The sequence below is a fragment of the Streptococcus infantis genome (assembly GCF_047460405.1).
Taxonomy (GTDB): domain Bacteria; phylum Bacillota; class Bacilli; order Lactobacillales; family Streptococcaceae; genus Streptococcus; species Streptococcus infantis_Q.
This window is the reverse complement of record NZ_JASHGH010000008.1, coordinates 73,493-94,339: the sequence shown is the minus strand read 5'-3', so window position 1 is coordinate 94,339 and position 20,847 is coordinate 73,493. Positions and strand designations below refer to the sequence as shown.

Sequence of the window (20,847 nt, the reverse complement as noted above, 5' to 3'; positions counted from 1 at the left end):
GTTGTTCCATCGTTACCTACTTCAACTTTCGTTGCTGTTGGGTTAGCTTTCTTAACGGCTTCTTCTACTTTAGTTTTTTCTGCGTCTGTTAAGTTTGCTGGATCTTTAACTGGAGTTACTTCTGGATCTACAAGACCATTTGAGTCAGCTGTTTTAGCTGTCTTCTCTGGTGTTAGTTTTGCTGTTGATCCGTCTGGGAAGGTTACAGTTGTTGTTCCATCGTTACCTACTTCAACTTTCGTTGCTGTTGGGTTAGCTTTCTTAACGGCTTCTTCTACTTTAGTTTTTTCTGCGTCTGTTAAGTTTGCTGGATCTTTAACTGGAGTTACTTCTGGATTTTTAGCTACAAAATCTGATAATGATCTTGTATCTTTAGATCCGTCTGTGTATGTTACTACAAGATTTCCATTAGCATCTTTTTCTACTGATTTAATCTTAGTCTTAGCATCTTCAGCATCTACAGCTTTACCTTTTTTCTCTGCTAAGTTAGCATCATCATTACTCTTAGAATACTCAATTTGTAATTTTTCTTTGATTTTATCTAACTCATCTTGCGTTACGTTAGCTGGGTCTGTTACAGCAACTTTTTCAGTTGGAGTTGCTATATCGTATTTAGATGTTTGATTTTTAACTACAAATCGAACATATCCTGGTTTTTCTTTGGCGTTAGGATCTACATCTATCGCTCTATAATCAGTGTTTGAAAGTTTACCGTCATTATCTTTAGACACAACGAAACTTGTCCACTCTTTACCAGCTGCTAGATTAGTTTTACCAGTCATCTTGACAGTCGCTGTTCGTTTGTCAGCAGATACTTCACCTACTCCTGTAGTAACTGTACCATCAGTGATTTTACCTGTTGTAAAACCATAGTCTGTAGTATTATCTTTACTAATATCTCCAGGTCCACGTAGGTAAAGATCTTTAACTTCATTTTCATCTGCACCTTTGAAAGTTAAATCAGTATTTTCACCTGTATAAACATAGATTTGTTTATTAGCTTGATTTGAGTATGGAGCCTCAACTGTTGGCGCTGGACCTTGAACAATTACAGTGTGAGTTAATACATCTGATTCTTTTCCTTGGCTATCAACCGCTTTATATTTAACTTCATATCTTCCCGCAGTTGTTGTATCCACAGTCTTAACAGATTCATCTCCATTTACTGAGATTACTTCAGCACGTACTTTAGTTCCAAGTGTTGCATCTTTATCATCTTCATGGTCTGCTGCAGTAACAAGTGATACTGGATCTACAGTATCTCCTACATTTACTGTAGTTTCTGGTTGAGCATTTTTAGAAGCAAGTGTTGGTTTTTCGTTTGTTACATTAATTTTGTATCTTCCTAAACGACTTGGAGGCGAAGAAGGTCCATTATGACTGATAATTTCTAACTTATTGTCACCTTCTTGGAATAGCGCATTTTCGTTCATTGTCAATGTGATTGTATGAACAGATACTCCTTTTTCCACTGACTTAATAGTTGCTTTATCACCATTTTTGATGATTGACCATCCATTTTGGCTTTGTTCTAAAGCGACCTCAGTCGTAGATGTAGCACCTTTATTAGTATAGAAGAAATATGATCTTCCCGCATCATGTGGTACAGTGATCGTTACTTCTTTTGCTCCTGCTACAACACTCTTACCATCTTTAGCTGCTGCTGATGGTAAAATCTTAGATTCCCCTACTGCTACTGAAACTGCTCTTGACTCAGTCTCAATTCCATTTACAACTTGTGTAATTTCTACTGGATTTTTAGGTGCAAAGAAGCGTCTTGTTGCTTCATTAGCTCCTGGTAATTGTGTATTACTATTTAATCCTTCTTCTAATGGAAGTCTCCAGTTACCATCTTCTCCTACTACAGCTGTTTTTTCTGAAATCACAGCTCCTGTTTCTGGATTCTTAACAGTAACTTTAACTTTTGCTCCAGGTGTACCTGTCCCTGTTAATTCTGAATCTGATGATGGAACTGAATCCGGAATACTTCCTGATGCTTTTATTGTTGTATTTACTGTTGGTGCAGTTCCGCTCTTGATTAGTTTAGATTTTGCGATTGAATCTGTTGATCCATCTTTATAAATAACAGTGAAATTATTACCAGACTCGGTTACATCGGCAACTACAGTTTTAGCATCATCAAGTAAAGTTCCTTTTTTACTTGCTAATTGTGCATCGTCATTTGTTTTTGAATATTCAACCTTAAGGCTGTTTTTAACGTTTGTTAGTTCTTCTGTTGTTAGTTGAGCAGGATTTGTAACTAAAACTTTATTTGCATTCGCTAACTCAACTGGATCGTATTTATATGTCTGAGGTTTTACAATAACGTTGAATGCTCCTAGGTCTCTGTCTTTTGATTTGTCACCTTGAGCAATATTATCAAGCATATTACCTGCCTTATCAACTACTCTAACATATCGCCAACCTAAAGTAAGTCCAGTAGTTTTGGCTTTTTCTAACTGTCCTGCATTCAGTTCACCACCTGGTAACCCTCTATAATGAATTATAGCTGGACTTTGTTCAGATGCTGTTGTATCGCTAGTAAATATATTTGCTTTATAACCATATTGTACATCAAGCATATCTGTTTCACCTGCTACAGGATTGAAAGAATTATTCCCTCCTCGTAAAACAGTTGCACTTTTGATAACACCTGAATTATCTTTAATCTTGATATCGAAACCTGATGGCTCCGCTCCATAAACGTAGACATCTTTACCATTTGAAAATGGAATTTCTACTGTTGGCGCTTCGTTTTCAGCAGGATTTACAACTACAGTAACTTCAATCTCGTTTGACTCTTTACCTTGGCTATCAACAGCTTTATACTTAACTGTATAAGTGCCTTGGGTATTTGTATCAACTGTCTTGGTTGCTGCGTCACCATTTACTGAAACAACTTCAGCATGGACTTTATTACCTACTGTTACTTGCGCATCATCTTCTGTATCTGCTACTGTCACAAGAGATGCAAGGTCAAGTTGAGCACCTTGAGCAACAGTTTTTCTGTTTCCTTCAACTGCTGATGCTATTGTAGGTGCTTCGTTCGTTGCAGTTAATGTTGGACGTTTAGCTTCTGGTGCTTCTGTTGCTCCAGGTAGAGCTCCTCCTGCCGCACTGTAAAGAGATTGTGCTTGTATGTTAATTCCATTAGAACCTTCTTTAATTGCGTTTTGAACGAATGTTAATTTTACTATATGGAAGATAGGATCATTTTGTGTATCTGCCATTGTTGCAGTTAGTATTGATGTATCTTTAGATTCAGGGTTCCCATTGTTCATAGCTACTTGAAGGTCATTAGAATTTGCGAATCCTACCCATAAATTGTCCGCGTCTTTCGGAACTTTTACCAATACTTCTTTTTGTCCTGCAACTACTGTATTGTTAACAAATTCTGGACGTCCAAGATAAACTCGTGTCTCATCGTTTAATATATTATTTACATCTATATACTTTACTGTAATTTTTGTTTCATGCTGATCTTTGTTAAATGCATCTCTACTAGCTTTTAATGGTTCTTCTAATGGCACAGTCCATTTTCCATTAGTTACTAATGCGCTATAAACTCTCGTACCTCTATCTGGAGTTTCAACTGTAACTTCTACAGTTTTTCCGTTAGTCCCAGTCCCTGATAAAGAAGCATCTGCAGATGTTACACCACGACGGGGTACACCTGCTCCATCAGTATAATTTACAGTGTCTGTAACTTGAGGAGCCCCTGAATCGTTTCTTCTAAATCCTGAACCTTCTTCGGCCTTTGCAGGAATGGCGTGTGAATTAGTCGCACTTGGTTCAGTGTTTTCTGCTTTTTTACCTACAGTTTCTTTTCCTTCAGTTGTATCTACCGCTGGAATTTCTTTTTTCTCTACAGGTTTATTTTTTAATTTAGAGTTAACTGTAGTGACAAGTTTGCTGTAAGCTTGTTTTAGTTCAGCTTGAGTTGTTGCATTCGCTAATGTAGCTTTTGCTGCTTCTAAATCAGCTTTTAAGGCTGCAACACTTTCTTCAGTTTTGTTATCGTAAAAACCGTTAGAAAGTTTTGTCTCAATTTCTGAAATGTAGCTTTCAAGTTGAGTTTTGTTCAAAGCTGGCGCTACTTCTGTCGCAGGCTTAGACTTGTCTTCTTCAGGTTGTGGTTTAGCGCTTTCAGTAACCTGATTTCCCTGAATTTCATCCGCTTGAACTGATACAGCTCCATTACCTAAGAACATGAAAAGAGCAGCGACTGCTACACTGGCCGCTCCAAAGCTATATTTACGAATCGAGTATCGCGTGACCTTTTCACGGCGCAAACGTTCAACACGACTCATGGAGTTTTTGTGTTCCATTTTTTTTCTCCTTTTGGAATTAGTTGATATAGCTTCTACATAACAAAATTTATTACTTAAAAAGAATGAGTAATATCCTCTTGTGTATGCAGGAACCTACACTCATATTCTACCCTATTTTCAATATATATGCAAACTTTTCGAATTCAAAATTTCGCAAAAAATAAAAGAAACAGTTTGAAAAAGTAGGGAATTTTCAGACAGTTTGATTTTGCATTTTTTGCACTTATATATATTTAATTGTAACATTATACAGTTATATTTTAGTGCGATTTATACTTAATTACAGAAGATTTTACATATGCATAATTAGAATTCGAGTAAGTTTAAAAACGAAAACAAGCATTGACTATTGACCCAATACTTAATGAAAATCAAAGAACAAACTAGAATGCTAGCCGCAGGCTACTCAAAACAGTGTTTAAGGTCGTGGATAGAACTTACACAGTCAGCTCAAAGCACTGCTTTGAGGTTGTAGATAAGACTGACGGAGTCAGTCACATATATAATCCAATGCGACGTTGACGTTGTTTAAAGAGATTATCGAAGGGTACAATATAAAACATGCTATCTAATTCGATAACATGTTCCCATTCTCATTTATAGCAAAGACCCAAACTCAGCAAGGGGCATGCCCAATTGCTGGCTGGCAAATTCAGAAGCCAGAAGACCTTGACGAACCATATCCAGAAAGGCAAAAAGTTTCTCACGCTCCAGTCCCTGTTCTAAGCCTTTTTCTTCGGCTCGTTCCAAAGCATAGTCCTGTGGTAACAAGGCTTGTTCTTCTCGCATACGTAGTTGACTAAACATTTTCCTGTCCTCCTCGGACCAGCTTTTGTAGTCTAGCAGTTGGTCTGCTTGGCTGATGGCTCGGTCGGGTTCTTGGGTAAAGGGTTTGTTCCCGAAAAACTCCAACCAGGGCTTGCGAACCTCGTCTTTACTGGTTTCTCAGTTTTTTTAATTCCAAGAACGCTATCTTGACTAGATGGTTTTTTTATACTATAAATCTCCAGCTATTCATTTTAGTTTCTATAACTTCACTTTTCTTTTCTATCATTTTCCTTGCTTTTTTGATATAATAAATTTAGAATGATTCTTCAAAGGAGGCATCTATGCGTTTTAATCAATTCAGTTACTATCCTGTAAGCCAGCAACAAGCTTTACATGAATTATCCAGTCTTGGCTTCAAGATCGACCCTGCACTTTCAACTAAAGAACAGTTTGAAGTTTTTGTCAGAACTTGTTTTTTTAATTATAAAAATACCGACTATCCCCTCTCAACTTTGGCAGTTGATAAGGAGACTGACCTACTCACTTTCTTCAATTCTGATCGTGAATTAACTGCAGAAATCTTTTATACCGTAGTTTTTCAATTGCTTGGATTCAGCTACCTTATAGACTTCGAAGATGGTCAAAGCTTTCATAAAAAAACAGGACTTCCTATCGTATTCAGCAATTTAGATGATAACCTCTATCAAGTCCTTAACACGCGCACTAAAAAAGGAAATACCTTGATCGATCAGCTCGTTAGTGATGGTCTTATCCCTGAGGACAATGATTATCACTACTTCAATGGCAAGAGTTTGGCTACTTTCTCAACTCACAATGCTATTCGTGAAGTTGTTTATGTAGAAAGTCGTATTGATTCTGATAATGATGGTCTACCTGATTTAGTCAAGGTTAACATCATCCGTCCGTCTTACCAAGGCAAAATTCCAGCTGTCATGACTGCAAGTCCATACCACCAGGGAACCAATGATAAAGCTAGTGATAAGGCCCTCTACAAAATGGAAGGGGAATTAGCAGTCAAAGAACCTCACGAGATTAGCTTAGAAGAACCAAGTATTAGTTTTGTTGAGCCAGTTAGCCAAGCCGATCTTGTGGCTGAAGCCGAAGAAAAACTCACTCATATTAATAGTAGCTACACTCTCAATGATTATTTCCTTCCGAGAGGATTTGCTAATATCTATGTATCAGGTCTTGGAACCAAGGATTCACAAGGTCTGATGCCAAATGGTGATTATCGTCAAATTGAAGGCTACAAGAATGTTATCGATTGGCTCAATGGTCGTTGTCGTGCCTTCACAGACCACAGTCGTAAACGTCAAGTCAAGGCTGATTGGTCAAATGGAAAAGTTGCTACTACTGGACTTTCTTACCTTGGTACAATGTCTAATGGTCTTGCTACTACAGAAGTTGATGGTTTAGAGGTCATCATTGCTGAAGCAGGGATTTCATCATGGTATAACTATTACCGTGAAAACGGTCTTGTCACAAGCCCTGGAGGTTATCCAGGTGAGGACTTCGATTCATTAGATGAATTAACTTATTCACGCAATCTTCTAGCTGGTGACTATATTCGTGGGAATGAAGCTCACAAAGCATCCATGGAAGAGCTTAAGATAAATCTAGACCGTAAGACTGGGGATTATAACCAATTTTGGCATGACCGTAACTATCTGCTTAATGCCCACAAGGTCAAAGCAGAGGTTGTTTTCACACACGGTTCGCAAGACTGGAACGTGAAACCACTTCATGTCTATCAAATGTTCAATGCACTGCCAAGTTCTATTAAAAAACACCTCTTCTATCATAATGGTGCTCATGTTTATATGAACAACTGGCAGTCTATCGACTTCCGTGAATCCATGAATGCTTTGTTGACTCAAAAATTACTGGGCCAAGAAACTGAATATCACCTACCTACAGTCATTTGGCAGGATAACACCAGCCCTCAAACTTGGTTGACACTAGATGATTTTGGCAATCAGACTGATAGGAAGATTATCCCACTTGGTAGTGATGAGGCAGTTATTGATAACCAGTATGAAGAGTCAGACTTTGAACGTTTTGGGAAAACCTATCAAACCTTTAATAATGAACTCTATCAAGGCAAGGTCAACCAGGTTACCATTGATATTCCTATTTTAGAAGATATACAACTAAACGGGCGTGTCAAACTTAACCTCCGTCTCAAGTCAAGTACCAATAAAGGTCTTCTCTCTGCTCAACTTCTCGAACTTGGTCAAAAGAAATACCTACAACCGTATCCAGGAGTCTTGTCTGCTCGTACGATTGATAATGGTCGTTACCACATGCTGGAAAATCTTTGCGAGCTACCGTTTAGCCCAAATGCACAGCGCGTTATCACCAAAGGCTATCTCAATCTTCAAAATCGTCATGATTTACTGAAAATTGAGGAAGTTAAGCCTGATGAATGGATGGAATTTCAATTTGAACTCCAACCAACTATTTACAAACTAAAAGAAGGCGATACAGTACGTCTCGTTCTTTACACAACAGACTTTGAGATTACTGTACGTGACAATACAGACTATCACTTGACTGTAGACCTTGAACAGTCCAATCTTGAGATACCTTTTCAAAGGGAGGTAACTGTAGATGAACAAAGCCGAGCAAAGACACCAGCTCATCCGAGCCCTAATCACTAAACAAAAAATTCATACCCAAACTGAATTACAAGAACTACTGATTGAAAACGGAGTACAGGTCACACAAGCAACACTTTCAAGAGACATCAATCTGATGAATCTTTCTAAGATTCGTGAAGGGGAGCACTCCTATTATTCAATCAACACTGACTCTACATCCAAGTGGGAAAAACGGCTAGAAGTCTATATGGAGGAAGCCCTCTACATGATGCAACCCGTCCAACACCAGGTTGTTATCAAAACCTATCCAGGTTTGGCACAATCCTTCGGATCTATCTTGGACGCCCTAAACTTCCCTGAAATAGTGGCTACTATCTGTGGAAATGATGTCTGTTTGGTTATCTGCGAGGATAAGGAACAAGCTCAATCTTGCTTTGAACGCCTCAAACAATTTGCACCACCTCTATTTTTTGATCGGTAGCAAAAACCCGTGATTACAGTCATCACGGGTTTATTTTATGATTTGTTATTTTCAGCTTGCTTTTTAGTCCTTGCAAGTCTCAAAGCACGATTTGGATTGAGGCGATTAAAGAGTTCTTCTAACTTTTTCTCATTCCAGACGTCTGCTGCAGAAACAAAATTTCCATCAGCATCACGGAAAGATATCGGTTTATCTCCCATAGCTATCTCCTAGTCTACAAACTCAAACTCAAACTTACCGATACGAACCAAATCTCCATCCTTGGCGCCACGAGCACGGAGAGCTTCATCAACTCCCATACCACGCAACTGACGAGCAAACTTCATGACAGACTCATCACGATCAAAGTTAGTCATGTTAAAGAGTTTGATGAGTTTTTCACCTGAAAGTACCCAAGTTGCATCGTCATCACGACTAATTTCAAATGGTTTTTCTTCTTCGTCAAAGCCATAATAAACTTCTTCTTCCATTTCTGACTCGTCATAAAGAAGGAATTCTGGAGTCTTATCAAGGAGCTCTGCTGTTGCATCTAGTAAAGGTGCAAGACCTTGCTTAGTCAAACCAGAGATTGGGAAGATGGCTGGTAAGTCCTCGAACTCATCATAGTTAGCCGCCAATTTTTTCTTGAACTCTTCAAGGTTTTCTTGACTATCAGGCATATCCATTTTATTGGCAACAATAATCTGTGGACGCTCCATAAGACGAAGGTTATAAGATTCCAACTCTTTGTTAATAGCTAGATAATCTTCGTAAGGATCGCGACCTTCACTGGCTGACATATCGATGATGTGAAGGATAACGCGAGTACGCTCAATATGGCGAAGGAATTGAGTTCCCAAGCCCACACCTTGACTTGCTCCTTCAATCAAACCAGGAAGGTCTGCCACTGCAAAGGACTCACCTGATTGGGTACGGACCATACCAAGATTTGGAACGATTGTTGTAAAGTGATAGGCACCAATTTTAGGTTTTGCAGAGGTAATTACGCTGAGCAGAGTTGATTTTCCAACTGAAGGGAATCCAACCAAACCAACATCCGCAAGAATTTTAAGTTCTAACTGTAATTCGCGCTCCTGACCAGGTTCTCCATTTTCAGAAATCTCTGGAGCAGGATTTTTTGGTGTCGCAAAACGGATATTCCCACGACCACCTCGACCACCGTGAGCAACGATAAACTCTTGACCGTGCTCAATCAAGTCAGTAATAACTTTTCCAGTTTCTGCATCACGAACAGTTGTTCCTTGCGGTACTCGAACAATCAAGTCTTCTGCACCGCGTCCGTGCATTCCTTTGGTCATCCCTTTTTCACCCGATTGGGCTTTAAAATGACGATTGTAACGGAAGTCCATCAGGGTACGTAAACCTTCATCTACAACGAAAACAACGTTACCACCACGGCCACCGTCACCACCCCATGGTCCTCCATTAGGGACATATTTTTCTCGGCGAAAAGCAACCATGCCATCGCCACCATTTCCAGCCTTGACCTTAATCTTGGCTGTATCTAAAAACATACTCATATTCTTTTCTCACTTTAAAAAGGGCTGGGAAATCCCAGTCACCAACTATTACTACTTGCTAGAAATACTAGCTTCTTAAAATCTGCTAAATACACCGATGGCTGTAGCAAAGATACCTGCTAAGGTTACAAACAACATAATCAAAACGACGAATAGTGTCAATTTCTCAAAAAATGTTTTTTTACGTTTTCCATTATCACCAAATGCCATTATTTTCTCCTTTTCTATAATTCCCTATTTTTAATATTCTTCCGAAACTGGAGCAATTGCCCACAAGATTAAGTAAGCAATAAGTCCGCTACCATAACAAAAAGCTAGAACTCCCCAGATCACACGTACGATTGTCGGATCAATATCAAAATAATTAGCCAAACCAGCGCATACTCCACCGATTTTTTGATTTCGACTACTTCTCATAAATTTCTTTTTCATTTCTTCATTTCCTTTCTTCGAAGACCTTAGTCATTCCAATAATCTCTCAAATCATTCAACTGTTTCTTGGATGCTTTTAACATTCGTTTAGAACTTTTGACTGGAACTGAAACTGCCTGTTGTGGCAAGTAAAATACTGTCTTTAAAATCCGTTGTGTCATCGGCTCATCACGAGTTAATTCTTTTTCAAAATTGTTTGAGATGATAGCATCCAAATAAAACTCATGGACTCTCTTAGCAAAATTCTCAGCTGAAATTTCATACAATTTTTCAGCCAAAAGTTTTTCATCCATCCTTGGAGTTGCAATTAAAGCTTCTAAAATAGCCCCTGCTAGATCTCTCTCTTCATAATAAAGAGTTCCAAACATCTTATCGCTAATCAAATTATCTAGATAAGGATTTCCATGAGCTATTACCGGAGTCTTACTTGCAAGACTTTCAAGATAGGTCAAGCCTTGCGTCTCACTAGTTGAAGCTGAAATGAAGAAATCAGCCGCCTTATAGTAAAGTGCTGTCTCGCTTGGAGCGATCATACCTGTAAAGATAACAGAATCCTGAATCTGCAAATCTTCTGCTTGCTCCTTGAGGTTTTCCAGATAAGGTCCATCTCCAGCTACGACTAATTTAACATTTTGCTCTTCTTTTAGAACATCTGGAAGTGCTGCCAAAACAGCTTGAATGTTCTTTTCGTAAGACACCCGGGAAAGACTAAGAAGCATCTTTTCGTCTTTCTTAATGCCTAATTTATCACGTAAGTCTACGATATGTTCTGGTCCAATCTCAGGTTGTTCAAACTTGGCTAGCTCAATACCTGTAGGAATGACACGCTTTTCAACTTTGACCTTATAATCAGATAACAAGTCACGCACAATCTCACTCGGACAAATCACACCATCCACATCATGAAGAAATCCCCTTACAAGATACTTGACCATGCTCGGACGAATCAACAAACCCTTAGCAATGTAGTGAACATAGTCCTCGTACTGGGTATGATAGGTATGAATGACTGGGATTTTCAGTTCTCGAGCAATCCAAATTCCCAATAAACCAAGAGAAAACTCAGTCTGCGTATGAATAATATCCAGCTTGTATTGTTTGGCAATCTCAAGAGCTTTCGTAAATCCACGATAGGCGAAACGACGGTCTTTAAAGGCAAAGAAAGGAACACTAGGGATACGGATAATCTGCCAGTCTTCATAACGATTGACATCCTTATCGGTTGTCGTAAAGATAAAGACGGCATGTCCTTGCTTTTCAAGTTCTGTTTTTAAGGTTCGAATACTGGTCGCAACACCCGAGACCTGTGGGAAATAAGTATCTGTAAATAATCCAATTCGCATATACTACCTCATTTTTTTCCTAAAGCTGCTTGCTCCCGATAGAATTTTAGCCAGATTTCAAGCAAATGCTCTTCTGAGTATTCTCTTGAAATAGCCTTTGCCTTTTCTTTCAATTCTCTCAGAGCTTCTGGATGCTCCCGATAGTCCAAGATAGCTTCTTTCATCTCATCCACATCAGTAGTTGGTCTATAATTTCCCTCCAGAATGACCTTGTATAGATCCAAATCACGAAGCATAATGGGAGCTTCACAACTTGCTGCCTCTAAAATAGTCATTGGAAAGAGTTCATTATAGCTTGGAAGTAAGAAAAGATCAGCCAAGGCATAGAGCTCTCTCATCCGTTCTGGGTCAACAATCCCTGGGAAAATTAGATTTTCAGGAGGATTATCCATAATCTTTTTATAGCGTTCATAACCATCCGTTATACCACCAAATGAGAAACCACCAGCCCAAATAAAAGTAATATCCGGTAATTCCTCAGCTAGAGTGATAAAGTCATCTATTCCTTTACGCTTCTGAACCTGACCTGCACCAACGACTACAAACTGATTCTCATCAATTCCCATATCTTTTCGAAGTTGTTCAACTTGCTCTATAGGAAGTGGATGCCATTTTTCTTTGTTGACAAAGTTAGGAATATAGGTCACTTTTTCACGTGGAATCCCAGCAGCAACCAAATCATCAATGAAGGTAGGATTAACCACAACCAGATGCTCCATACGCTCATAAAAAGAAAATACATAGCGTTTGACAATCCCCTTTAAGAAGAATGGAATCTTCAAACTACCTTCCAAGGTATCTGGTAAGAAGTGAACATAGCCAATCTTACGACCAGAACGTTTTTTCTGAAAGGTCGAGAGATAATAAGGAAAATCAATCGTATGAAAATGAGTAACGTCCGCCTCAATCGGTAGATTTTCCGTTACGATCAGTTGGTCTTTCGCATCTCGTTTCAAAAGCTGCACCAGTTCACGGTAAGCACCAGACACACCTTGGCCAGCTACCTTTTCACTTGAACTTAGCATATTGATGCGTAATTTCTCTTTTTCCATAGTAACCATTATACCATTTTCTTCAAATAAAATCAGCAAATTAAAAGAGAGATAGTATAAAAGCTGGGAATTTCCTGGCGTCAACACTATTTCTCTTTTTATCATTTATTTACTTGATGCCTAAAGCGATACGAGCGTAACGGCTCATTTTCTCAACTGTCCAAGCTGGATACCAAACTAATTTGACTTCAACGTTAGTAACCTCTGGAACATCCGTCATAGCATCATAGATTTGGTCAGTTAAAAGATCTGCCAAGGGACAACCCATGGTTGTCAAGGTCATATCAATTTCAGTCTCACCTGTATCGCCATCAAAACGAATCTCGTAGATCAAGCCTAGATTGACAATATCAATCCCCAATTCAGGGTCAATCACTTCTTCTAGGGCTGTCAAAATACGTGTTTTGATATTTTCAATTTGCTCTTCTGTATAAGCCATCTTCACTCTCCCTCAACTTAATCTTCAATGAAATCACGAAGTGGTTTGCTTCGACTTGGCTGGCGAAGTTTTCTCAAAGCTTTTGCCTCAATCTGACGGATACGCTCACGAGTCACGTTGAAGACTTTACCAACATCTTCCAAGGTACGCATTTTCCCATCATCAAGACCAAAACGGAGACGCAAGACATTTTCTTCACGATCTGTAAGAGTATCCAAGACTTCATCCAACTGCTCACGCAAAACGATACGAGTTGTGTAGTCAACTGGATTTTCAATCACTTCATCTTCGATAAAGTCACCAAGATGGCTATCGTCCTCTTCACCGATTGGTGTTTCAAGAGAAACCGGCTCTTGGGCAATCTTGAGGATTTCACGAACCTTGTCAGGTGTCATATCCATGCGTTCAGCGATTTGTTCAGGAGTTGGATCTTGTCCCAACTCTTGAAGAAGATTACGTTGTTCACGAACAAGCTTGTTAATGGTTTCCACCATGTGTACTGGAATACGGATGGTACGAGCTTGGTCAGCAATTGCACGAGTAATGGCCTGACGAATCCACCAAGTCGCATAAGTTGAGAATTTGAACCCTTTAGAGTAGTCAAATTTATCAACGGCCTTCATCAAGCCCATGTTTCCTTCTTGGATCAAGTCAAGGAACTGCATTCCACGTCCAACATAACGTTTAGCGATAGATACTACCAAACGAAGGTTCGCTTCTGCAAGGCGTTGTTTAGCTTCGATATCACCCGCTTCAACAGCAAGGGCCAACTCTTTTTCCTCTTCATTTGTAAGCAGAGGCACAACCCCGATTTCTTTCAAATACATACGGACAGGGTCATTGACCTTAGCAGAGGTTGAACCAATCAAATCTTCATCAGTCAACTCTGGTTCTTCCTCAGTGCTCAAAACACGCGCACTAGGATTTCCTTCGTTGTCCGTAATTGAGATACCAGCATCTTGAATGCGTTGCAAAAGATTCTCAATACCTTCCACATCTAAAGTGAAGGGAATTACGAGGGCGTTATTGATTTCATCATCAGTTGCTGTACCAGTTTTTTTATGATTGCGAATAAATTCCGCTACTTGGACGTCAAAGGTTGTTACTTCTTTTTGTTTTGTTGCCATTCTTACTCCATTCTTCTTTTTTGGGCAATTAAGCGTTCTAGCTCTTCTAATGCGGTGTCTGTATCACCGACATGGCTAGCTTCCTGAACTTTCTTTTTAATTTGCAGATTTTCCTGATTCAAAAGAGCTCTTTTTCGTGACTCTTCCACTTCAGCTAACTCGTGAGGGGACATCTCAGGTGGCAAATCTAAGGCTAGGACTTGATACCACGCACTCTCCACTTCTCTGGTCTGATGAGCCAAATCCTCAGATGAGATACTTCCATTATCAATCAAGAGTCCATACAAGGTCTGAAACTCTGGAGTTTCAAAGATAAAATCCTCTCTTAAGCGATAGTCATTAAGCACCAAGGGATGTTCCATCATTCGGTAGAGGATATGGGCTTCCGCTCTCATCACTGCTGTCAGCTGCTTGGTAACAGACATAGTGACAGGACTCGGACTATAGGTCTCCTTGACCTTCTCCTTTCTCTGTCTAACACGACTTTCATTGACAATATGTTCGACTTGCTGATAGTCAAAAGATGGCAAGTGATCCGTCAAAATGTGAATGTAGGAATTCTGAGCTGTGATAGAGGGTTCCTTGGCGATTAAGGGGGCAATTTTCTCTATAAATTCAATCTGGGCTTGTAGATTTTCACTATTTTCAGGTCTGAAATGATGAATGTAAAACTCAACAGGACTAATGCGTGTATTGGTTAAGAGATAAGCCAAGTCTTGAGGAGAGTTTTTCTGCAAATATTCATCCGGATCCATCGCATCAGGAATCTGGACTACTTGGACAGGTATATCTTTAAGCTCGTCCAAGGCTTTAGCCGTCGCAGCTTGCCCAGCCTTATCTCCGTCATAGGTGACGATCACTTTTTTGGTAAAGCGTTTCAGATGCTCCACATGTTCACTTGTCAGTGCGGTACCCATAGAAGCAACTGCATTTTCAATACCAGCACGATAAGCCGCAATGACATCCATAAACCCTTCCATCAGGTAGATTTCAGGAGCCTTGCCCGAGCCTTTTTTTATCCTCTCCAAATGATATAATTCGTAACTCTTGTTAAAAATTGCCGTCGCTCGACTATTTTTATACTTTCCAGTTTGAGAATCTTCTTCTTGCCATACACGACCAGAAAAGGCAATCACCTTTCCTTGATCATTTGAAAGAGGAAACATAATGCGATTATGAAAGGTATCAAAGAATTGGTTACTCTCAGATAGATAAAACAAACCTGAATCCAGCAAGTCCTTCTCACTATAATCATCTGCTAAACGTTGATAGAGATAAGAGCGTTCTGCTGGGGCCAAACCAATCATAAAATGCTTGAGAACATCATCTGTTAAGCCACGTTTATAGAGGTAGTTCCTAGCCTCCTCACCCATCTTAGTTGTCATGAGGATGGCATGATAAAACCGAGCAGCCTTGTCATGCATATCGTAGAGATTTTGATGCGGCGACCTAGGCTGTACAGAACTATGAACAGGCGCTGCCATCTGAATCCCAAGTCTCTCAGCTAATATCCTCACCGCATCCGCAAAGGTTACCTGCTGATACTCCTCGATAAACTTAAAAACATCTCCAGAACGACCACATCCAAAACAGTGGTAAAACTGCTTATCCTCGACCACGTTAAAGGAAGGAGTCTTTTCACCATGAAAAGGACAGAGCCCTAAAAAGTTCCGTCCAGATTTTTGTAAGGAAATCACTTCTCCTATGATTTCGACAATATTGGTATTGTTTTTGATCTCTTCGATGAGTCTCTTGTCAACCATAGACAATACCTCCATTTTATCACAGTTTACTCTAACTAGTATAGCTTATTTCTGAAAAAAAGTAAACCATTTCATACACTTTACATGAGACTATTTCATAAAACTAGCTAGTCACTTTCTCCACTTTTACATCATTTTCAGATACAATATCCACTAAAAAATGCGTCGACATTAATTTGTAGTGATGGAGCTTTTTATTAACTATATTTGCAGAAGCGACCAAGTCCCCAAATTCTGCATTCTCGACTTCATAGATATAGTTGGTCAGATAAAGTGGTCTGTTCTTTGCTAATCCTTGCTCCCAGTAACTATCTATTAATTCTAAACTTTCCTGGACTGAACGGAAAGCCCAAACTTTTGTAAAGGTAAATTTAAATTTTTCCGAATCTTCCAAGTAGGCAATTAGAGTATCTCCGTCTATATTTATCTCGATACCATAGTCGCCAAAAGGGATGAAGCCCGGTTTAATTTCCGTCCATTTTTCCATATCAATTCTCCAAGTTCTATTTTCTGATAATTGTACTACAGCGGTGTACATGTTTATTTAGCAAATTTTCTAGTATTGACTGATACTTAAATTAGAATTTGCGGACACAAGAATCTCCACTACACTATCTTGAGTTATGATGATATAATGTTGTGAATACAGTGTTCCTGCACTACCATAGGCTGTATATCCGAGTTTATTCACTAATTGACTATTTTTGACTTCATAAATGATATTTTGGAAATTATTTTTTTCATATTTTTTAAACATCTCTTTATCCAGAATTGCAGATAAATACAATTCCCTGCTAAAAAATCGTGCTTCATCATAGCAAAAACATGATAATTTAAAACGATTCTTTTCTCCAATCAACCGAATTTCTTGACCATCTGACAAGTTTGTCAACAGGACCTTTAACCTATAATTATCTACAGGAATCAAATCTTTAAAGACTTCTACCCATTCTTCATTTTTAGTTTCTAGTTCTAATTTCATTTATACCTTCATTATTCTCTTTTAACGTTTTAAACATCTAATTTTCATCTATTTCATTTGATACTTCAATCAGTAAATCTTGAAGTTCCTCTAAATCAAGATACAGATTTCTAACTCCTACAAGTAACTGAGAAAAGGCTTGTCTATCTAATTGGCGATTCTCACTTAATGACTCAACAATCCAAGAATTTCCCTTCTCTATCCATTTTAAATGAAGGGGTAAATAATCATTTAAAATATCATCTATATTTTCTAGATTAGTAGAAGATATCTTGTTAGAGGTTTGACTGTCATTTATTAAAGATAAACTTTTACTTATTTTTTTCAACTCTGTTTCTATCGTCACTTTAATCTCCTCCCTTGTGAGCCAATATCTAAGACTCCAAATCATCCAAAGATTAGATGCTATAGTCTTAATGAAGGCCTTATTCCCCAGCAAACTCCCTGGTAAAATAGTCCATCTTAAATCCAATGAGGAAAATCCATTCTTGAAAATCTTCTTGTATGTATGCCATGTTTTTATCTCCTGCTTTTTTATAAAACAATGCCTTTATCTGAATTTCTAAAATTTTTTAAAGTTACTTGGCTTAATCATTCATTTTGTTTTTTTAAAATATACCATAGTCATTCAGAAAAGATTATTGCAAAATCTCTGTAATAGTAACTTCTCTTTCTGACTTTAAATCATAAAATCCTATATGTACATTGTCATCATATAGCCAAAACAAATCTGTTCCATATTTTGCGGGAAAAATTTCTAGTAGAACCGGAGCAATTTGCACTATACTTGTCACACCTAGAATTGTAAAATTATCAGGATTAGAAATATATTCTTCATCATCGATAGAAGATAATATTGTCCAGCCATTTAACTGAGAAATTGAAGATTTCTCTCTATAAGTGTACTGAATCGGATAGCCATTTATTACATTATTTGAAACCATAAATCCACCAAAATCACTATTATTCATCAGCAAGTAACCCTCCATTTTCAGATAATAAATCTTGTCTCCAACTGAATTCTCTCGCATAATCTATAGCTGACTTCCCTTGAAAATCTTTACGGTGAATATCAGAACCACTAGCAATCAACATCTCATATAAAGGCAAGGCTTCCTTGGTTGTTAATTTCAAGACTGTAATCGCAGCAATCAATGGAATTGCCCCATATTTATCAACTTGGTTAACATTTATCCCTGCTTTCAACAACATTGACATGACCTTAGTTGCATACTCAACATCTACTCTCCAATTCGCTTTAAACTGAAACAAATTATGTAAGGCATTTCTATTATCTGAGTCTAAACAATTAACATCAATTTTTTCATCAATAAGAAACTGAATAATCTTAAGTTTTTCATCTAGCAAAGTATTGCTAGTTAAAACCATGTTCAACAAATTCAATTTCTCATGTGTGTTTTGATTGACATCTCCCTTGTAGAGCGAATAAAACTCTTCAAACGTTCCTTCTTGAGCTGCATCAAATATATCTTGTAATACCATTCCTTCACCTATTCATATTTATGACTTCTATTTGATTTTGGTACTTCAATTTGAAAGTTAGCAGGATTTGACCGGTTTGATTCTAATCAATCTACTATTTGGATCTATTGCTTGCTAAACTATCAACTTGCCAAATCTTAATCATATGTCACTTTTACTTTAAATTCAACTGTCTGATCAGATATATTCTTTATTTTGATTTCGAATCCTTTCTTTGAAGCAAACGAAAAAAGTGCATTTTGAGGTGGATCCATAATAATACCTTCGCGATCGACACCAATGCCATTATGAGGATTCTCTAATATCGTTACATCCCAGCTTTATGTTTTTTCATTGTAATGATAGGTTTCAATCCGAGAATCCTTAATATTATATCCAATTCCTTTTTCAGGATCAAACCAATCATCACCTCGAGAAAGCTTTATATTCCCATCTGTAGTAACTGGAATTACCTCTACATGGATTATGGAGTCCAAACTCTCGGAGTGTCCGTTTACACGCACCTTTGTCTCTTCACTTGGACCTAAAGTAATGATTCCCCATTTTATATTACAGATCACAAGAGTTAGGATGGATACAGTAAACAGTAAGATGGCTAAAAGAACAAAATCTAATTTTTTCAATTTAACTAACATCCTTATTTCATATTAAACTTATACTCACAAAATTTATCGTATAAATCTTACTTTCAATTAACTTTTCAATTTTAGATTTATACTCTTCGAAAATCGAATTCAAACCACGTTAGCTTCACCTTGCCGTACTCAAGTACAGCCTGCGGCTAGCTTCCTAGTTTGCTCTTTGATTTTCATTGAGTATTATATTCAGAACTACAATAATTTAATAAAAGCAAGTTAGTCTACAACTTGCTTCCTTGAGTAAAGATAAGTCGAATCTTAAAAATCCCCCCATATTATTTATCTTTTATTTCATTGGTTTTCTGCATTTACGAATCTCTTCTCCTAATTCAGAATCCAATTGTAAGGCTTTATCATCTGACAAGAGTAATGGAATCATTTTGAAATATTCATCTACATAACTATGATGTAATGTTTCAGCATTTGCAACCTCAAAATAAGGTAAAGTACCAAACTTAATATAACTGAAAGCTTTTCTTAAAAGTTGAGCTGGCGAACATACACAATAAATTTGTTTAAATTTCATTTCTTCAAAAATCTGAGTTGCAACATAACACTCATCAGTAGAATTATAAACTCCCTGATCTCCTTTATATTTTACATTCATCTCATCACTATATATTACTGCACTACTTATCCCTTTTTCTACTAAATAATTTTTTCCGGCACCGCTAAGAGAAAGTTCATCTACTACTTCATTATTTTTATGAATACTTCCTGGAACATAAATATATACACTTTCTCCCGATTGATTTAATCTGTTATATAACTCTATAGCCTTATCCAAGCGTTTTGAAAACTCTTCATTAGGATATTTTCCTTCATCTAATGGGTGCTGGGCTGCAACTTCAATTAATAAACCTTTGCCAGTTTGTCTTGACTTTATCATCCGTTCTGATGAAGATTTTAATAACTCTTCCCAATTTTTGTACTGAGATTCTTTTTTTATTTCATTTTCACCTAATGTTAGAGAAGCCTTATTCCAGATACTTTCAAAGTGTTCTTCCATCATTTCAATAAAGTTAAAATCCCCCTCATCTTTGTTAATATCATCAACCCTCTCACCAGTTAACATAAAATTTTCAACAGACTTATATGGAGGAAGAGTGATATTCAACCATACTTTCGTTGTTATTTTACCCTTTGAAGGTTTACTTTGAGATAAAATAAACGGTAAACGATACTCAGTTGAGTAATAGCGAATTTCCATCTTTTTTTCACGTTTATAATACTCAAGTTGTTTACATAACTTTTCAATTTCCTTTTTTATATCTTTGCCATTTTCTAAATAGCCTTGTTCAATGTCTAGTTGTTCTAGTTGCTTAATCTTATTTAAATATTGCTCTACCACGTTAATATCTAAAATGTATGATTCATACTCGTTGACTATTTCACGAATCTCTTCACTAATCTTTGTTCCAGATTTACGATTTTTTTGCTCTACTTCTAAATTTTCAATATCAGTTAAGAAATGATTATCTACTTGCGCGCATAAAAATCGAATGTGCATACCTTTATCCATAGCTTTTTTTAGAGGCGTCTTGTTAGCACTAAAAAAACCATAACCCGATACAAAGATAATATCTAATCTCTCAGTATCTTTACACATCTTCTTTATATCAGTTTTAGAAAACCCCTTCTTTGAAGCCGTCCCCTTAAAACCATAGGATTCCATTTTTTTTGAAATACGGATATAGCTTGTCATTTTATCAATTACAAATAATGCAAATCCTCCTGCTATAATTGTTGGAATTAAATTAGTCAGACTCCCCTCGATGATAGCTTTATAATCAAGTTCAGAAAAAATATTCAATAAATTCATAAAAATCACCTCAAGTTCATTTCCT

Annotated in this window: 19 protein-coding genes and 2 pseudogenes; 2 read left to right on the top strand and 19 right to left on the bottom strand. The window is 37.5% G+C overall.

Going from position 1 to position 20,847, the window contains the following annotated elements:
* Positions 1-4,328: YSIRK-type signal peptide-containing protein (locus tag QM928_RS05275; protein ID WP_414294685.1), on the bottom strand; the 4,328-nt coding region annotated here is incomplete at its 3' end.
* Between the two features lie 600 nt (positions 4,329-4,928).
* Positions 4,929-5,322: pseudogene (locus tag QM928_RS05270) on the bottom strand (hypothetical protein); the annotation flags it as partial.
* A 118-nt stretch (positions 5,323-5,440) separates the two neighbouring features.
* Between QM928_RS05270 and QM928_RS05265 the strand changes: the two are divergent.
* Both QM928_RS05265 and QM928_RS05260 read left to right on the top strand, forming a co-directional pair.
* Positions 5,441-7,780, top strand: coding sequence for a Xaa-Pro dipeptidyl-peptidase (locus QM928_RS05265; RefSeq protein WP_414294684.1), 2,340 nt, complete (start codon positions 5,441-5,443; stop codon positions 7,778-7,780).
* Entirely contained in the window at positions 7,731-8,201 is a 471-nt protein-coding gene (locus QM928_RS05260; protein WP_075231622.1) for an arginine repressor, read from the top strand. The genes QM928_RS05265 and QM928_RS05260 overlap by 50 nt, the downstream gene beginning before the upstream one ends.
* A 35-nt stretch (positions 8,202-8,236) precedes the next feature.
* On the opposite strand, the gene QM928_RS05255 is transcribed toward QM928_RS05260, so the two are convergent.
* The 17 genes and pseudogenes from QM928_RS05255 to QM928_RS05175 form a co-directional block, all read right to left on the bottom strand.
* Entirely contained in the window at positions 8,237-8,401 is a 165-nt protein-coding gene (locus QM928_RS05255) for a hypothetical protein (RefSeq protein ID WP_049502767.1), read from the bottom strand.
* Positions 8,402-8,410: 9 nt separating this feature from the next.
* Positions 8,411-9,721 (bottom strand): GTPase ObgE, encoded by a 1,311-nt coding sequence (gene obgE, locus QM928_RS05250; RefSeq protein ID WP_414294683.1) that lies wholly within the window; start codon positions 9,719-9,721, stop codon positions 8,411-8,413.
* 75 nt (positions 9,722-9,796) lie between these two features.
* A complete protein-coding gene (locus tag QM928_RS05245) occupies positions 9,797-9,931 on the bottom strand; it encodes a DUF4044 domain-containing protein (protein WP_049548929.1) in 135 nt (44 codons plus the stop codon).
* A 30-nt stretch (positions 9,932-9,961) separates the two neighbouring features.
* Positions 9,962-10,153, bottom strand: coding sequence for a PspC domain-containing protein (locus QM928_RS05240; RefSeq protein WP_414294682.1), 192 nt, complete (start codon positions 10,151-10,153; stop codon positions 9,962-9,964).
* 26 nt (positions 10,154-10,179) lie between these two features.
* The gene (locus tag QM928_RS05235) at positions 10,180-11,496 is read right to left on the bottom strand and encodes a glycosyltransferase family 4 protein (RefSeq protein ID WP_414294681.1); all 1,317 of its coding nucleotides are present in this window, start codon (positions 11,494-11,496) and stop codon (positions 10,180-10,182) included.
* Positions 11,497-11,504: 8 nt separating this feature from the next.
* Positions 11,505-12,557: a glycosyltransferase family 4 protein gene (locus tag QM928_RS05230; RefSeq protein ID WP_075231625.1), complete on the bottom strand. Its 1,053-nt coding sequence runs from the start codon at positions 12,555-12,557 to the stop codon at positions 11,505-11,507.
* A 100-nt stretch (positions 12,558-12,657) separates the two neighbouring features.
* Positions 12,658-12,987 carry a metal-sulfur cluster assembly factor gene (locus tag QM928_RS05225; RefSeq protein WP_000331926.1) on the bottom strand — a complete coding sequence of 110 codons (330 nt, stop codon included), beginning with the start codon at positions 12,985-12,987 and terminating at the stop codon, positions 12,658-12,660.
* A gap of 17 nt (positions 12,988-13,004) precedes the next feature.
* Positions 13,005-14,114, bottom strand: coding sequence for an RNA polymerase sigma factor RpoD (gene rpoD / locus QM928_RS05220; protein WP_000201894.1), 1,110 nt, complete (start codon positions 14,112-14,114; stop codon positions 13,005-13,007).
* Between the two features lie 2 nt (positions 14,115-14,116).
* A complete protein-coding gene (gene dnaG, locus QM928_RS05215) occupies positions 14,117-15,877 on the bottom strand; it encodes a DNA primase (RefSeq protein ID WP_414294680.1) in 1,761 nt (586 codons plus the stop codon).
* 103 nt (positions 15,878-15,980) lie between these two features.
* Positions 15,981-16,364, bottom strand: coding sequence for a hypothetical protein (locus QM928_RS05210; protein WP_281334962.1), 384 nt, complete (start codon positions 16,362-16,364; stop codon positions 15,981-15,983).
* Positions 16,365-16,433: 69 nt separating this feature from the next.
* Positions 16,434-16,859: a hypothetical protein gene (locus tag QM928_RS05205; protein WP_414294679.1), complete on the bottom strand. Its 426-nt coding sequence runs from the start codon at positions 16,857-16,859 to the stop codon at positions 16,434-16,436.
* A gap of 37 nt (positions 16,860-16,896) precedes the next feature.
* Complete coding sequence (locus QM928_RS05200; RefSeq protein ID WP_281334964.1) at positions 16,897-17,205, bottom strand: hypothetical protein; 309 nt, start codon at positions 17,203-17,205, stop codon at positions 16,897-16,899.
* Between the two features lie 292 nt (positions 17,206-17,497).
* Positions 17,498-17,830: a DUF2185 domain-containing protein gene (locus QM928_RS05195; protein ID WP_228113855.1), complete on the bottom strand. Its 333-nt coding sequence runs from the start codon at positions 17,828-17,830 to the stop codon at positions 17,498-17,500.
* Entirely contained in the window at positions 17,823-18,362 is a 540-nt protein-coding gene (locus tag QM928_RS05190) for an ankyrin repeat domain-containing protein (RefSeq protein ID WP_153224714.1), read from the bottom strand. The genes QM928_RS05195 and QM928_RS05190 overlap by 8 nt, the downstream gene beginning before the upstream one ends.
* Positions 18,363-18,370: 8 nt before the next feature.
* Positions 18,371-18,430: pseudogene (locus QM928_RS05185) on the bottom strand (GH-E family nuclease); the annotation flags it as partial.
* Between the two features lie 252 nt (positions 18,431-18,682).
* Entirely contained in the window at positions 18,683-18,997 is a 315-nt protein-coding gene (locus QM928_RS05180; RefSeq protein WP_153224715.1) for a hypothetical protein, read from the bottom strand.
* A gap of 289 nt (positions 18,998-19,286) precedes the next feature.
* Complete coding sequence (locus QM928_RS05175; protein ID WP_153224716.1) at positions 19,287-20,822, bottom strand: hypothetical protein; 1,536 nt, start codon at positions 20,820-20,822, stop codon at positions 19,287-19,289.
* Between the last annotated feature and the right edge of the window lie 25 nt (positions 20,823-20,847).